The organism is Acinetobacter sp. OYA S30, assembly GCF_033599315.1.
GTDB lineage: Bacteria > Pseudomonadota > Gammaproteobacteria > Pseudomonadales > Moraxellaceae > Acinetobacter > Acinetobacter baumannii.
The window spans coordinates 1-15,966 of sequence record NZ_JAWVAV010000015.1; the positions used below are offsets into that span (position 1 = coordinate 1).

12 protein-coding genes are annotated in these 15,966 nt (G+C 39.5%); 6 read left to right on the forward strand and 6 right to left on the reverse strand.

The genetic code is table 11. The features are described 5' to 3' along the window. Positions 1–87 precede the first annotated feature (87 nt). Complete coding sequence (locus tag R5R67_RS09370; protein ID WP_030424083.1) at positions 88–687, forward strand: glutathione S-transferase family protein; 600 nt, start codon at positions 88–90, stop codon at positions 685–687. Positions 688–744: 57 nt separating this feature from the next. Here the strand turns inward: R5R67_RS09370 and R5R67_RS09375 are convergent, their stop codons facing one another. Further along, complete coding sequence (locus tag R5R67_RS09375) at positions 745–1,437, reverse strand: TIGR04219 family outer membrane beta-barrel protein (RefSeq protein ID WP_000698062.1); 693 nt, start codon at positions 1,435–1,437, stop codon at positions 745–747. Positions 1,438–2,065: 628 nt separating this feature from the next. Here R5R67_RS09375 and R5R67_RS09380 point away from each other — a divergent pair. After that, the gene (locus tag R5R67_RS09380; RefSeq protein ID WP_000132725.1) at positions 2,066–3,544 is read left to right on the forward strand and encodes a sodium-dependent transporter; all 1,479 of its coding nucleotides are present in this window, start codon (positions 2,066–2,068) and stop codon (positions 3,542–3,544) included. A gap of 12 nt (positions 3,545–3,556) precedes the next feature. Next, positions 3,557–3,700, forward strand: coding sequence for a methionine/alanine import family NSS transporter small subunit (locus tag R5R67_RS09385; RefSeq protein WP_001097630.1), 144 nt, complete (start codon positions 3,557–3,559; stop codon positions 3,698–3,700). A 42-nt stretch (positions 3,701–3,742) separates the two neighbouring features. Here R5R67_RS09385 and rsmB read toward each other — a convergent pair whose 3' ends face one another. After that, positions 3,743–5,047 (reverse strand): 16S rRNA (cytosine(967)-C(5))-methyltransferase RsmB, encoded by a 1,305-nt coding sequence (gene rsmB, locus R5R67_RS09390; RefSeq protein WP_000084734.1) that lies wholly within the window; start codon positions 5,045–5,047, stop codon positions 3,743–3,745. Continuing rightward, on the reverse strand, positions 5,044–6,006 hold the full coding sequence (fmt, locus tag R5R67_RS09395; RefSeq protein WP_016685913.1) for a methionyl-tRNA formyltransferase: 963 nt from the start codon (positions 6,004–6,006) through the stop codon (positions 5,044–5,046). Before fmt ends, rsmB begins: the two co-directional genes overlap by 4 nt. Before the next feature lie 348 nt (positions 6,007–6,354). Here fmt and ilvD point away from each other — a divergent pair, with 348 nt between their 5' ends. The 3 genes from ilvD to R5R67_RS09410 all read left to right on the forward strand — a co-directional run bounded on the left by ilvD (position 6,355) and on the right by R5R67_RS09410 (position 10,597). Beyond that, positions 6,355–8,184, forward strand: a complete 1,830-nt coding sequence (gene ilvD, locus R5R67_RS09400) for a dihydroxy-acid dehydratase (RefSeq protein WP_001113593.1) — start codon at positions 6,355–6,357, stop codon at positions 8,182–8,184. A gap of 313 nt (positions 8,185–8,497) precedes the next feature. Next, positions 8,498–9,787 (forward strand): hypothetical protein, encoded by a 1,290-nt coding sequence (locus R5R67_RS09405; RefSeq protein ID WP_318754813.1) that lies wholly within the window; start codon positions 8,498–8,500, stop codon positions 9,785–9,787. A 78-nt stretch (positions 9,788–9,865) separates the two neighbouring features. Continuing rightward, positions 9,866–10,597, forward strand: coding sequence for a sulfite exporter TauE/SafE family protein (locus R5R67_RS09410; protein WP_000143321.1), 732 nt, complete (start codon positions 9,866–9,868; stop codon positions 10,595–10,597). Between the two features lie 8 nt (positions 10,598–10,605). On the opposite strand, the gene R5R67_RS09415 is transcribed toward R5R67_RS09410, so the two are convergent. From R5R67_RS09415 to ppc, 3 genes are all read right to left on the reverse strand, one after another. Beyond that, positions 10,606–11,496 (reverse strand): LysR family transcriptional regulator, encoded by an 891-nt coding sequence (locus R5R67_RS09415; protein WP_001209848.1) that lies wholly within the window; start codon positions 11,494–11,496, stop codon positions 10,606–10,608. Positions 11,497–11,575: 79 nt separating this feature from the next. Beyond that, complete coding sequence (locus R5R67_RS09420) at positions 11,576–12,871, reverse strand: solute carrier family 23 protein (protein ID WP_000073451.1); 1,296 nt, start codon at positions 12,869–12,871, stop codon at positions 11,576–11,578. Between the two features lie 300 nt (positions 12,872–13,171). After that, positions 13,172–15,856, reverse strand: a complete 2,685-nt coding sequence (gene ppc / locus R5R67_RS09425) for a phosphoenolpyruvate carboxylase (protein WP_030424954.1) — start codon at positions 15,854–15,856, stop codon at positions 13,172–13,174. Between the last annotated feature and the right edge of the window lie 110 nt (positions 15,857–15,966).

The following is a 15,966-nucleotide window of genomic DNA, read 5'->3' on the forward strand; positions in this document are numbered from 1 at the left end:
TGGAAAATCAAAATATTATGGAAGGGTTGTGTTATAAACAATAAGAAAATTATATATTTAAATAAGCAGAATAAGGGGTAAGTACCTATGATAATCTATGGTGATGTAGATTCAGGTAATTGTTATAAAATCAAACTGTTACTATCCCTATTAAATATATATCATAGATGGATTCATATTGATATTTTAAATAAAGATACTCAAACAGCAGAATTTCTATCTTTAAATCCTAATGGGAAAATACCTGTATTAGTTTTAGATGATGGACGGGTTCTAAGTGAGTCTAACGCTATTCTAGGCTACTTGGCTGAGGGAACGGAATTGATTCCTGCAGATCCTTATATGAAGGCAAAAATGTACCAATGGATGTTCTTTGAACAATATAGCCATGAACCATTTATTGCAGTTGCTCGTTTTATTAATAAATATCTAGGTTTACCGCCAGAAAGAATAGAGGAATATCATAAATTACAACCAAAAGGCCATAAAGCGTTATCTATTATGAATAAAGCTTTAGTAGAGCACGACTATCTTGTTGGAAATAAATTTACAATTGCTGATATTGCTTTATATGCATACACACATGTAGCTGAGGAAGGCGGCTTCGATTTAAAGTTATACCCAAATATTCAAGAATGGTGTCAACGAATTCAAAAATGTCCAAAATATGTGAGTATAGTTGAATAAAAAAGAACTCTTATAGAGTTCTTTTTATATGGGGAAGATCAAAATTCTGTTTTTAATTTAGAAATGTGCTTCTAAGCCCACATAAGGTCCTTTAAATTCAAATTTAAGGTCATTGTTATCATAATCATCTAAATCGATATTGAGGATACGATAACCAGCTGTTAAGCCTAAATCGATTAATAAATTATCGGCAAACTTATACTTTGCTTCTACTAACGCATCTGTAATTTTTGCATCATCAAAGTTTGTATATGTTGCTTCACCTTTAGCGCTTAACCCTGTAAATGGAAGTTTTACTTCACCTGATAAATAAGCAATCGGATATGTCTTATCAATATCTACACGTTTACCGGTATAGGCAGTAATATCTCCATTTAGTACAGTTGCACCAAGACCTGCATCTACACTGACAATATTATCTAGTAACTCATAGTAGAGAATAAAATCACTATGATCTAAATCAACGTTATAGTTAGCTTGACCCAAAGTTTCTGATTTAGTTTGAGTATCTAAATTAACATAACGAATTTTTGCATTTGGAATAAATGGGATTGGGTGCTCAAAAGCTAATGAAAGTTGAGCACTACCTTTTCGGTCTAGATCTTGATCTTCAGGAGATTGTGAAGACATATTAGCTTTGCCGTCATAAAACCAGTAGCCAACGTCTCCTTTTACACCTATAAAATCTGCTTGTGCGAATCCGCTAAGACCCATCCCGAGTGCTAAAAAAGACAGTTTTAATATTTTCATCATCAATCCTAAAAAGAAAATCTTTGAACGCATGATATAGATATCTTTGCAGTTATGCATTGATGAAAAATGGTGAATATAAAGCTTCTATATCTTCAATTTTTAATATTCTTTTATTTAATTAATTTTCATATAAAAATTAATTGCTTATAGTGAGTTGAGTTTTAGAGGTTTTAGTATAAATTTTGTGTAAGGGATCGATAATACTTTGATATTTTACTCATCTATAAATTAGTTGATATATCTACTTTATGAATGGGAATAAAACTTTAATGGTAGAAAATATCATTGAATCTAAGAAGGTAATAATATGCTTTAAAACAGGAATATTAGCTAAAAAATAACCAATCTAGATAAGAATCTCTAAAAAAACGTAAATTTTCAGACGGAAATTACAGTAAAAAGAAATAAAAACAGGTATTGTTCAGCTATATAGGGGCAAAAAATGGACAAAAATCTTTAAGGAAGAATTTTCTATTTTTGCTTGTTTGTTAAGGGAATAAAAATACTCAAAAGGTGCATTTTATTTTCTACAAACACAAAAGTATTTTTTGGTTCTTTTTTTGCATGCGGAATAACAATCAACAATAGCAGTAAAAATAAGTAATCTTTTAACATTAGGTGTTCTATGACAGATACTCGTGAAAACTGGACGTCACGATCTGGTTTTATTATTGCAGCCGTTGGTTCGGCTGTAGGCTTAGGTAATATTTGGCGCTTTCCGTACGTTGCGTATGAAAATGGCGGTGGTGCGTTTCTTATTCCCTATCTATTAGCACTCATTACTGCTGGTTTACCATTATTATTTTTAGATTATGCGGTAGGCCATCGTAGTACTGGGTCACCTCCTAAGGCATATCGTGCCTTATTTAAAGGCGGTGAAACATTAGGGTGGTGGCAGGTTTGTGTCTGTATCATCATTGGTTTGTACTATGCAAGTGTACTTACATGGGCTGGTAGCTATGTTTACTTCTCTATTGGCCAAATGTGGGGAAGTGATCCGGAAGGTTTCTTCTTTAATACCTATTTGCAGACCACAAAAGCAACCGGCTTTGATCTACAGTTTGTAGGTCATTTATTCTGGCCGATTGTTGGGATTTGGGCACTTACTCTCATCATTCTTTATGGTGGTGTGAAAAAAGGTGTGGAATTATCAAATAAGATTTTCATGCCTTTATTATTCATTCTCTTCACTATTTTAGTTATTCAATCATTACGTTTACCAGGTGCGGTACAAGGTTTAAATGCATTCTTTACACCGAACTGGTCTGCAATGATGGATTATAAAGTTTGGTTAGCTGCTTATGGCCATACTTTCTTTTCACTCTCAGTTGGTTTCGGGATCATGGTCACCTATGCATCCTATTTAAAGCCAAAAACGAATTTAACTGGTTCTGGTTTAATCGTTGGTTTTGCAAATGCATCAACAGAGATTTTAGCGGGTATTGGTATCTTTGCAGCGCTTGGCTTTATGGCACATGCCGCAGGTACTGAAGTTAAGGATGTTGTGAGTGGCGGTATCGGACTCGCATTTATTGCTTTCCCTAAAATTATTTCAAGTTTAGGTTCTGGTGCTGATCTATTCGGTCTTTTGTTCTTCTCTTCATTATTTGTTGCTGGTATTTCTTCAATGGTCAGTATTTTGGAAGTGCCTATTGCAGCAATGCAAGATAAGTTAAAGTGGGGACGTAAGAAAGCGGTAACGATTATTGGTGGTGGTAGTGCACTGGTTTCAATTATTTTATTCTCAAGTGTAAACGCAATTAAGCTCGTTGATATTGTTGATCACTTTATTAATAACATTGGGATTATTGGTGGGGCTTTATTATCAATTATTAGCGTAGCTTGGTTTAAACGTTCAGCACTTAAAGAGCTTCGCGACCATGTAAACCGTATCTCAACCATTCAATTGGGTAAAGGCTGGGACTTCACTTTAACAGTCATTACCTCTTTAATCTTATTAACAACACTCTGTATGACTGTTTTTAATTTGATCAAAAATGGCTATGATACTTATAGTATGAGCTTACAAGGTGTCTTTGGCTGGGGCAGTGTGATTTTCTGTGCAGTCGTTGCTATCGTGTTAAGTAAAATGAAAGATCGCTAGGAGGATAAAATAATGAATACTTCGGCAATCGTGATGTTAATAATTTCGATGGTATTTGTATGGGGTGGATTAGCATTATCCATCTTACATTTAACAAAGCATCCAGAAGAGTTAGATGAAGTTTTAGAAGAAGTAAAAGATCAGCATACGCTTTGATATTCTGATCCAGTAAAAAAGCAGGCATAACGCCTGCTTTTTTTATGCAATCTTTTGAATTTTACAATAATAGAATCCATCACCAGATTGTGCTTCTGGCAACAGTTGTCTGCCATGAACTTGTTCAATTCCCCAATCTGCCTCGATTTTCACTTCTTTTGCATCAGCATGTTCTGTGAAGAAGTTAGTCATCTGCTGTTCGTTTTCAGATTTTAAAATTGAGCAGGTGATATAAAGCAATGTACCGCCAACTTTGAGTTGCTGCCACATGTGCTCTAAGATCTGCTTTTGTAGCTCAATGGTTTGGGCTATATCACTAGATTGGCGCAATAGGCGTATGTCAGGATGACGTCGAATCACACCTGTCGCAGAACAAGGAGCATCAAGTACGATACAATCTACAGGTTGCACAGGAGTCCACTTGGTTGCATCGGCTGCCAAAATTTCCGTATGGCTTTGATCGAGTGCTAAGCGATTTAAGTTTTCAGTCACACGGACTAAACGACTTGGGTCCTGATCAATAGCGATAAGCTGTGCTGGTTTAAACTTTTCAAGCAAATGAGCCGTTTTACCCCCTGGCGCAGCACAAGCATCAATAACCGTTTTATTGTTTAAATCAGGCAACAAGGTGGCACATAGCTGTGCATGTTCATCTTGTACAGAGAACCAGCCTTGTTCAAAACCCGGTAACTGAGTGATTTGTACAGATTGCTCAAGGACAATACCAGCTTCGGAAAACAAACACGCACGTGCCTGAATGTCTAAACTTTGCAGTTTTGCTAAATAAGCATCTCGACCAATATGACGCTGGTTCACCCGTAAAGTTAAAGGCGCAACTTGCTTTAACGATTGGCAGAGAGCTTCTGTTTGTTCTCCCCAATCCTTTTTTAAGCGTTTAAAAAGCCAACTTGGTAAGCCATGCGCTTGCTGTAAACCTTGTTCAAAGTCTTCAGTTTCGCGAGTTGCTCGGCGCAAAATTGCATTAACAATACCACTGAGTGCAGGGAAACCAAGTTGTTTAGTCGCATCGACTGTTTCCGAAATGGCAGCGTGCGCTGCAATACGCGTGCATAAAACTTGATAAAGGCCAACATATAGGCAGGTTTCTACTGTCTCATTGTTTAAAGGTTTGCTGAGTAAAGGCAGGCTAATTGACTTAAGTGCGAACCATTGGCGCAATGTACCTAAAACAAGTTCATGAAATAGTGCACGATCACGCTCTGCTACTTGATTCAGCTGTGTATTTAAAATACTAGCCAATGATTGACCTTGCTGAACTTTTAGCAAGGTCTGGACGACTTGAGCGCGCAGGTTAAAACGTGATGAATTTGAAGTAACCTGACTCATGGCAGAATCTGTCCTACGTGAAGTTTTTGAGTTTGTGCAATTTGTTGAGCATTTAATGCTTTACCACCCGGCCACTGCACACTCGTTAAACAAATAAATGTATTTTCACCGCAAACGACATGTACACCTTGTTTATCGATTGCAATAATTTCACCAGCTTGAGCATCTGCTTTGTTTTGATTAGAAATTGTTGAATTCCAAACACGCAGCGCATTATTTTCATCAAGTTGAATAAAGGCAACAGGCCATGGGTTGAATGCACGGATATTGCGGTCAACTTGAACTGCATTCATAGACCAATCAATACGAGCTTCTGATTTCACGAGTTTATGCGCATAGACTGTTAAGCTTTCGTCTTGAACTTCGCGTTCTGCTAAATATTTTTGCAGAGTTTCTTCTGACTCAAGTACCGCACAAATTGCTGTTGCACCTTGAGCTGCAAGTTTGTCATGCAACGTCGCTGATGTATCTTCGGAAGTGATTGGGCAATAGGTTTTATACATCATATCGCCTGTATCTAAACCCGCCGCCATTTGCATGATGGTGATACCAGTTTCGTCGTCACCTGTTGCAATTGCACGCTGAATCGGTGCTGCACCGCGCCAGCGTGGTAATAATGAGCCGTGAATATTTAAACAGCCATATTTAGGTGTATCGAGCACAGCTTGTGGAAGAATTAAGCCATATGCTGCAACTACCATGACATCAGCGCCTAAAGCAGCAAGTTCTTGTTGAGCTGCCAAGCCTTCTTCAGTTGAAGCTTTGAAGTGAAGTGGTTGATAAACAGGAATATTATGTTCCAGCGCAAGCTGTTTTACAGGAGACGGTGTTAGTTTTTGTCCACGACCTGCTTTACGGTCTGGTTGAGTATAAACCGCGATAATTTCATGGGAAGTTTTTAGTAGAGCCGCCAATGCTGTTGCAGCAAATTCGGGGGTGCCAGCAAAAATAATTTTCACAAATGCAATCCAAAAAAAGTTTAACGCTAGTATACGTGAAAAACGATTGAAGCCCTAAATCGAGGTACAAAGGAGAGCTAAAGCCATAAATAGTGAACAAAAAATTATTCAAAAACTTTTATTGATAAAAAAAGGTTATAAAAAAATAAAAAATTATTCATGTAAGTTTTGCTAAATATTGACTGAGTATTATCGTTCTTGGCTTTCCCAATATTATTTGCTTCTATAGAATGGAGAATGATCAAATTATGATGATGAGTCAATATTCCGACTGATCTAACGCTATATCAGTATCATTCAGCCAGAGTGGAAGTCATTTCACTCAAGCACAACTTGTTGGAAACACAAATGCCTGACTATCGTTCAAAAACATCGACACACGGAAGAAATATGGCTGGCGCACGTGGCTTATGGCGTGCAACAGGAATGAAAGATGAAGATTTCGGCAAACCGATTATTGCAGTGGTCAATTCATTTACCCAATTTGTTCCGGGCCACGTCCATCTGAAAGATTTAGGACAGCTTGTCGCGGCAGAAATTCAGGCAGCAGGTGGTGTTGCTAAAGAGTTCAATACAATCGCGGTGGATGACGGTATCGCAATGGGGCATGACGGCATGCTTTATTCATTACCATCACGTGATTTAATTGCGGACTCAGTTGAATATATGGTGAATGCACATTGCGCCGATGCGATGGTGTGTATTTCGAACTGTGACAAAATTACTCCGGGAATGTTGATGGCTGCGATGCGTCTAAATATTCCTGTGGTATTTGTGTCTGGCGGACCAATGGAAGCAGGTAAGGTTAAATTCCGCGGTGATGAAAAAGCAATTGACCTTGTAGATGCTATGGTTGTTGCAGCTGATGACAGCTACACAGACGAAGAAGTTGCAGAATTTGAACGTTCAGCATGCCCAACTTGTGGTTCGTGTTCAGGTATGTTTACTGCGAACTCAATGAACTGTTTAACAGAAGCGCTAGGTTTATCGTTACCGGGCAATGGTTCTATCGTTGCAACGCATGCAAACCGTAAAAAATTATTCTTAAAAGCAGGTCAGCTTATTGTTGAATTGGCCAAACGCTACTATGAGCAAAATGATGCAAGTATTTTGCCTCGTTCAATTGCCACTAAAGCTGCTTTTAAAAATGCGATGACACTTGATATTGCCATGGGTGGTTCAACCAATACAGTTCTTCACTTGTTAGCTGCGGCAAATGAAGCTGAAGTTGATTTTACGATGGACGATATTGATGAGTTGTCACGTCGAGTACCAGTGCTTTCAAAAGTAGCACCAGCAAAACAAGACGTACATATGGAAGATGTACATCGTGCAGGCGGTATCATGGCCATTTTAGGCGAGCTTGATCGTGCGAATCTACTTGATGTATCTGTACCAACTGTACATGAGAAAACATTAAAAGATGCGTTAGATAAGTGGGATATTATCCGTACTGAAGATCCAGATGTATATGAGTTCTATCGCTCGTCTCCGGGTGGCGTTCCAACTCAAGTTGCATTCTCACAAAACCGTTACTACTCAACTTTAGATGGCGACCGTGAAAAGGGTGTGATTCGTAATGCAGAACATGCATTCTCTAAAGATGGTGGTTTAGCTGTTCTTTACGGCAACATTGCGCTTGATGGATGTATTGTAAAAACTGCGGGCGTTGACGAATCTATTTTAAAATTCACAGGTTCAGCACGAGTTTTTGAGAGCCAAGATGCAGCGGTAGAAGCAATTTTAGGCAATGAAATTAAAGCTGGTGATGTGGTTGTTATTCGCTACGAAGGTCCACGTGGTGGTCCGGGTATGCAAGAAATGCTTTACCCAACCAGCTATCTTAAATCGAAAGGTTTAGGAAAAGACTGTGCGTTAGTTACAGATGGCCGTTTCTCTGGTGGTTCATCAGGTCTTTCAATTGGTCACGTTTCGCCAGAAGCTGCTGAAGGCGGTGCGATTGGTTTGGTTGAAGATGGCGATACCATCGAAATTGATATTCCAAACCGTACCATTCACTTGAATATTGATGATGCGACTTTGGCGCACCGTCGTACAGTTCAAGAAGCGAAAGGTTGGCATCCGAAGGAAGAACGTAAACGTAAGGTATCAAAAGCGTTAAAAGTTTATGCAATGCATACCACAAGTGCAGCAAAAGGAGCTGTACGCGTTCTATAAAATATTCAATTTTAATAATTGAGTAGGAAACATGCACCCATTAACACGATGAATTGTTATCATGTTAAGGGTGCATTTTTTATGTCTGGTAAAAAAAATCCGCTTGTAGAAAAAGGTGGTTTCAGATCATTCTATGGGTTTGCCATAAAATGGTGATAAAATCTTCACCTACGCAGAAACTCGCGAAATAACATGACATATTTTCTGCGCGAACTTAGGTAGTCATTTTTCTATCTCGACTACTGTTTCACCTTGCACTATGATCAAAATAACTTTTGATCTCGCTTAGGATTTATTTTTAGAGGCACTACTCATGTCACTGCTACGCCGTTGGTTTGACCCTATCCGATCGAGCTGGTTTTACCAAAAGCCTTCTCGTCAAGCGGTGTTACCCACGGAAAATGGTTTAAGTATTTATTTACGACTTGATGATGTGTATAGCTATCTGGCTGTTCAGCAATTGTCTCAGCTAGATGAAATTTTAAGTGATGAACTTAAACCTTTAAAAATTATTATTTCCCATACGGCTTCTGAACCTCCAAATAGCATGACGCATGAGGAGTGGCAGCATTATTGTTTAAATGATGCCAAAATTTTAGCAAATCAGCACCGGTTTGCTTTTGATGAGTTTCCAGAAATCCCAAGTCCAGAATCTTTAAAACAAGCCGCTGTCATATTAAAAAGAACCCCATTACAAGGTCAGAACTTCTTACATTTACTTGAAGATATCTTTCACATGCTTTGGCAACAGCAATATGGAAAATTGCGTACTCTACATGCCATGGCGGTCAAGCATCAGGTTCCTCAGCATTTTCCAGAACGTATTTTTACGGATGAACCTGTTCGAGCGGCATACTTTGAGTTTGGTGGACGTAAATATCATGCAGTAGATGATTTATTACGTTTAACCAGACGTTTAAAACAACAAAAGTTACTGACAGGTAATCCGATATTTTTAATTAATCATATCGAATGGCGTGAACATTTGATTAATGATGCTGAGGCGTTAAATGAAATTCAGGCTTTGCATCCTGAACTTGATGTATTTATCGCTTTAGAAGACCCGATGAGCTGGTTGTTGCTTGCCTATATTAAAGAAGAGCTCGCAGACTATTATGATATTCAGCTAAAAGTTTATCCTTTGAGTTATCGGGGCCGAGACTGGTTTGACTGGAGCTTGGCAACACGTGTGTCTAAACGTACCGAGGTTGCTTTTACACCTTTTTGCCGACCTACAGAAGAAAGTACGCTTGGGATGGCAAAGCTTTTCTATAGTGTGCCGGAAAATCAGCAACTTGATACAATTTTCACTATTTTGCTGGCTGTTTGGACGAAAGGAAAAGATCTATCTTTCCAGAAGCATTTCCAACAGTTGCAGCAGCAACTGGGTATTGAGCAGTTAACTGAACAGGATATACAGTCGGTTTTAGCGCAAAATGATGCACTTTGCCAAGACAAGCATCAACCTGATTTGCCGGTTTTAGAATTGCGTATCGATGGACAAAGCTATGTATTTAATAGCCTGTATCGGGTTTGGATGATTGAAAGTATTTTTAGTAATGTTTTAGAAGAAAAATACAAAACGGCCTCAACTTCTAATTGAGGCCTACTCCTAAAAACAAGAATAGGGCAAAGCCTGTTTTTTCCGTAGCATAACCTTGTAGGGAATCGGAGATAAACAGTGACATTTCTAGCAATTATTATGATGGTGTTTGCCTTTGCGGGCATGATTAAAGGCATGATCGGCTTAGGTTTGCCTGCGGTATCAATGGGCTTACTCACCATCGCAATGAGCCCTTTTCAGGCTGCATCTCTTTTAATTGTTCCTTCAATGGTCACCAACGTCTGGCAGCTTTTTGCCGAAGGACATGTCTGGGCTTTTATTCGCCGTTTCTGGACGTTGCTCGCAGGTATTGTGGTGGGCTCAATATGGAGTTTTCTACCTACCTTAAGTCAAAGTCATGGTCAAAGTAGTGAAATTTTATTAGGTTGCATGTTGGCCTTATATGGGCTTTATGGTCTATGTGTGAAGAAACTTCCGCATTTAGGGAAGCATGAGCGCTGGTTATCACCCATTATTGGATATATCGGCGGGGCAGTGACTGTAGCAACAGGCGTTATTATTATTCCTATTGTGCCGTATTTGCAGTCTTTGCATTTAAAACGTGATGAGTTGGTACAGGCTTTAGGATTAACGTTTACGGTCTCTACCATTTGCCTTGCTGTGTTTTTACACCATAACCCGATGTCAGGGATAACACTGGACTATCGTTTATCTTTCGCTGCGTTGTTAGCTGCGCTCATTGGAATGTGGATCGGTAAAAAAATCCGCTATCGACTGAATGAGCAGATTTTTCGCCGTATCTTTTTTATAGGCTTGATGTCATTAGGACTTTATATGATTTTGCATTAAGTTAATTTTTAAGGACGATGCTGCAATAAAAAGTCTGCAAACTGTTGGTAACTACTAGGCAACTGATTGAAACTTTGTGTGGCCAAAAGTAGTTTACGGTTTGCCCATGCGCCTAGCAGTTGAATTGAATGGAAATCATAGTCTGATTGTAGGCGCTGTGCAGCACGGGCAGGCATAATCGCAATTCCCACACCTTTGGCGACTACCTCGGCAATTGCGCCAAAGTTAGGTAAGCGCAACCGATACTGTATGTTAAAACCTAATAATTTGGCTTGGGTTTCAATGGACTGTTGTAAAGAGTGATGTGATTTGAGTCCAATAAAACCATAGCTTAAAGCATCTACTAAATTTAGCTCTTTGTAGTGGGCTAACTCATGTGTCACAGGGCAAATAAGTACTAATGGGTCGCTTGCAAACTCTTTAGTTTGTAAATGTCGGGTATTGAAAAAACTCGAGACTAGGCCAAGACTTGCAATCCCTTGGGTTAATGCATCTACAATTTCTGAGCTTTCTGCTTCATGCAAATCGATATTCATTTCGGGATGAAGCACTAGATATTGCGGTAATAACGTAGGTAGATATTCACTTTGAGCGGATGAGTTACACCAAAGTGTTAATGCTTCTGTTGTCGGCTGTCTGAACCGCTGCATTTCTTGTTCGAGTTGATCTTTTTGAGCTAAAAGCTGACGAGCATGTTCTACAAATGCATGTCCAGCTGTAGTGAGTTCTACACCTGTGGTTTGGCGAATAAATAATGGGGTTTCAAAATACTGTTCAAGTTTTTTTATACGTTCACTCGCTGCCTGAAGTGAAATCGCAGAGCGGTCAGCGCCTTTGGTGAGGCTACCAGTCGAGACAATATGAAGAACCAGCTGTAAATCAAAAAAATCAAAACGCATGATAGGAACGTATTGAAATGCAAAAATTCATCATACTAAATCGGAATGAAAAAAGGCAGCTTGCGCTGCCTTTTAGAATTTAGGTTTTATCTTTTAAACTAAACAGCCAGTTTAAAATAATGGCTGCAAACGTTGCTGTACCAATACCACCTAAATTGAAATTACCGAACAATAATTCAAAGTTTCCAGCACCCAAAATAATGGTTACTGAAGCCACGATCAGATTTTTATTGTTAGAAAAATCGACTTTGTTTTCAATCCAGATTTTTGCACCGGCAATGGTAATTAAGCCAAATACCACAATAGATGCACCTGTAAGGACTGCACTTGGAATGGTACTAATGACAGCGCCAAATTTTGGTGATAGACCTAAGAAAATAGCAAAGATGCCTGCAATCACAAATACAATGGTTGAGTACACACGAGTGACTGCCATCACACCAATGTTTTCACCATAAGTTGTCATCCCTGGCGCGCCAACACTACCAGAAAGTGTCGTAGCTAAACCATCAGCGACAAAGGCTTTGCCTAATTGTGGAGTTAGGTTTTCTCCAGTCATTGCACCTACCGCTTTGATATGGCCTAAGTTTTCTGCTACTAAAATCAGTGCAACCGGTGCAATAATTAAAATAGCCTTAGTATCAAAAGTAGGATGTGAAAAGTTTGGAATACCGAACCACGAAGCTTGTGAGATCTGGCTAAAATCGATCGGTTTACCTAAACCTAGACCGTTTGTCGCAATCGCATAGATTACATAAGCCAAGATCAAACCTACCAATAGAAGTAGACGCTGCAATAAGCCTCGTGTAAAAACTGCAATACTGCCCATACAAAGTACAGTAATTAAGGCCATCCACATTTCAAATGGCTGTCCTGCAACGCCTTTAATGGTAACAGGGGCAAGGTTGAGACCAATAATCATCACAATTGCACCAGTCACCACAGGTGGCATGAGTTTTTCAATCCAGCGTGTACCCGTGAGCATGACAATAAAACCGATGAGTGCATAAAAGATACCGCACGCTACGATCCCGCCCAACGCAATAGAAAGATTTGGATTGGCCCCTGAACCTGTGATATGCCCCGTGGCTGCTGCAACAACCCCAATAAAGGCAAAACTCGAACCTAAATAACTAGGAACACGACCACCTGTAATTAAGAAGAACAGGATGGTACAGATACCTGACATTAAAATAGCAAGGTTAGGGTTAAAGCCCATGAGTAAAGGTGCTAAAACAGTTGCTCCAAACATGGCAAATGCATGTTGGATACCTAAAATAGCACTTTGAACTGGAGGGAGATATTCATTGGTAGAGACCGGTCGATGGTCAACATCACCTTGGTAAGGCTGCCATTTGGGAAACCAGTTGGACATAAAATAAGCTCATTATTCTTTAATTGGTGCAATGATACTCTTTCTTGTAAAAGCATTTAATCTCTTGTATTGAATATGAAAGTGAAAAGTAATTATTTTTTAACGATCGGTATAATTTTATAAATTCTAAATATAAGGAATTAGGTGTTTTTTTCTGATAAAAATTAATTTTATGATTTTTAAAAAAATATTCTAAAAAATGAAAAATCGGGGAAAATTTGAGAAAAACAAGGAATTTTGCAAGTAAAAAGCAGCACATCCAAGATGCACTGCTTTAAGAAAGTAGTTAGTAAAATGAGCTTAGCCTGTATTACGTAAACCAGCAGCAATTCCGGCAATACTTACCATAAGTGCATGGTCAACAGGGGTATGCTCTGCCTGACGTTCAGCAAGATAATCACGGCGGCGTTTCATGAGTTCAGCTTGTAAAAGATGCAAAGGCAGTAAATACGGTTTACGAACTTGCATAGACTGATCCAAAACTTCATTGTCGCTTAATAGTTTTGATTCATCTTTTAACGTAAGTAAGGTTTCCACAGCATCTTTTAGACGTTGGCGTAACTGATTGCCAAGCATTTTTAAGTCTTCATCTTCAGTCAAATGAGACTCGTAGTAGAGTGCAATATTGGCATCGGCTTTAGACAATACCATTTCCAGCATATCAATGAGTGTCTGGAAATAAGGCCATTGCTGAAGCATTTCATCAAGCGTTGCTTTTTGCTGATCGGCAATCACTTCATTAATCGCCGCACCTGTACCTAACCATGCAGGTAACATCAAACGGATTTGTGTCCAAGCAAATACCCATGGAATAGCACGTAAAGATTCGATACCACCACTTACTTTACGTTTTGCCGGGCGTGAACCTAGTGGCAACATTTGTAATTCAAGCTCAGGAGTGACAGTCCGTAAATATTTCACAAAATGCGGGTTTTCACGCACTGTTTGACGATAAACCTTCACAGAATGATCTGTCATACGGTTCATAAGTTCACGCCACTCAGCCTTAGGCTCTGGTGGTGGTAATAATGTCGCTTCAAGCGTTGCTGCGGTATAGATTTCAAGGTTTTGCATGGCAATACCTTCTAGACCGAATTTGAAGCGGATCATTTCACCTTGTTCTGTCACACGAATTGCACCAGAGATTGAGCCCGGTGGTTGCGAAAAGAGTGCCTGTTGGGTTGGAGCACCACCACGGCTAATTGAGCCGCCACGACCGTGGAACAGAGTCAACTGTACGCCGTGTTTACGAGCAATTGCAGTCAGCTCTTCTTGAGCACGGTATTGAGCCCAGTTGGCAGACATGAAACCGGCATCTTTTGCTGAATCCGAGTAGCCGATCATGACTTCGTGTTTACCTTGAATATGCTGCTTATACCAATGCATATTGAACAACGTATTCATGGTAGTTGCTGCGCCGTCTAAGTCTTTTAAAGTCTCAAATAAAGGCACTACACGTAAAGGATGCTGAATACCGGCTTCTTTTTGCAATAACAATACAGCTAAAACATCACTTGGATATTCAGCCATAGAAATAATATAAGCCCCTAAAGACTCAGGTGGTTGGTCTGCCAAAGTACGCATGGTTGCAAATACTTCTTGTACATCTGGGTGACCAATCAAACTACCTTCTGGCTCATTAATATACTTCGGTAGTAGCGGGCGTTTGCTTTGGAGTTCCTGAATAAGGAAATTTTGGCGCGCTTGTTCAGTCCATGACTCAAAATTACCCAGACCTAAGTATTCGGTAATTGCTGAAATGGCTTGGCGATGACGGCCTGATTCTTGGCGAATATCGAGCTTAAGTAGTTCAATACCAAAACAGTTCACACGGTAGATAAAGTCGAGTAGTTGACCATTCGCGATTTCAGGTAGATTACTGTCAATTAGAGAGCGATAGCACAGCAATAATGGTTGTAACAGTTCATCTTTGCTTTTAATGACATTGCTGTCATCAGCTTCTAAGCCTTGTAGGCGCTGAGCTAACCAATGACGAGTTGCTTTTAAACGCTCTCGTGTTGCACGTAAATACTCACGATAAGGTTCTGGGTGTGGACTACCAATGGCTTGAACCATTTCTTCGGAACAAGACTGAATTGATAGTTCCCAACGTAAGTTTTCGATATCTCTTAGATAGAGGTCGGCAGCTTGCCAGCGTGATAACCACAATACTTCTTGGGTAATTTGATGAGTAACGTTCGGGTTACCATCACGGTCTCCCCCCATCCAAGATGCAAAACGTACCGGAGCAATATGAAGTGGTAAGTTTTGTTGGCAATTGTCTTGGACCAGTTCATTTAGCTCACGGATAAATTTAGGAACAGCATTCCAAAGCGTTTGCTCAATTGTGGCAAAGCCCCATTTTGCTTCATCTACCGGGGTCGGGCGATGCTGTCTGATTTCATCTGTTTGCCAAGCCGAACTAATTTGTTGTTTTAAATTGGCAAGAGCATTTTGACGTTCACGCGGAGTAAGTTTTTGCTGGTCAAGTTGTGATAGGCAAGCATTGATATCGTCATATTTTTGAATCAGGGTACGACGACTCACTTCTGTTGGATGCGCCGTAAGTACCAATTCAATCTTAAGATCACAAATTTGCTGGAACAGTTTTTCTGTCGAAATATTTTTATCTTTAAACTTTTTAAATAAGTGAACAAGGGGATTCGGGGAGTTTGCATCCGGATCAAACTCTGCCTGTCTGCGGCTACGTACCACATGATATTGCTCAGCAATATTGGCAAAATTGAGGAAGTGAGAAAAAGCGCGGGTAAGAGGCAATAGCTCTTCATCGGGCAATTCTAAAAATAATTGTTCTAATTGCTTTTCGGCTTCAGCTTGACCATCACGTGCACCTTTGGCAAGAGCACGGATTTGCTCGATCTGATTAAACAGTTCTTGTCCTGCATGCTGTTTTAGGGTTTCACCTAATAAATTGCCAAGTAAGCGGACATCCTCACGCAGTGGCGCATCGATTTGCTGAACCATGCTATTTTCTCCTGTTCTTATTCTTTTCGAATATAGCGCGATTAACGAACATTCCAAGCTTTGAGCGTAAGAAAATGTGAATTTTTGCTTAAAAAATAACATTTAAATCG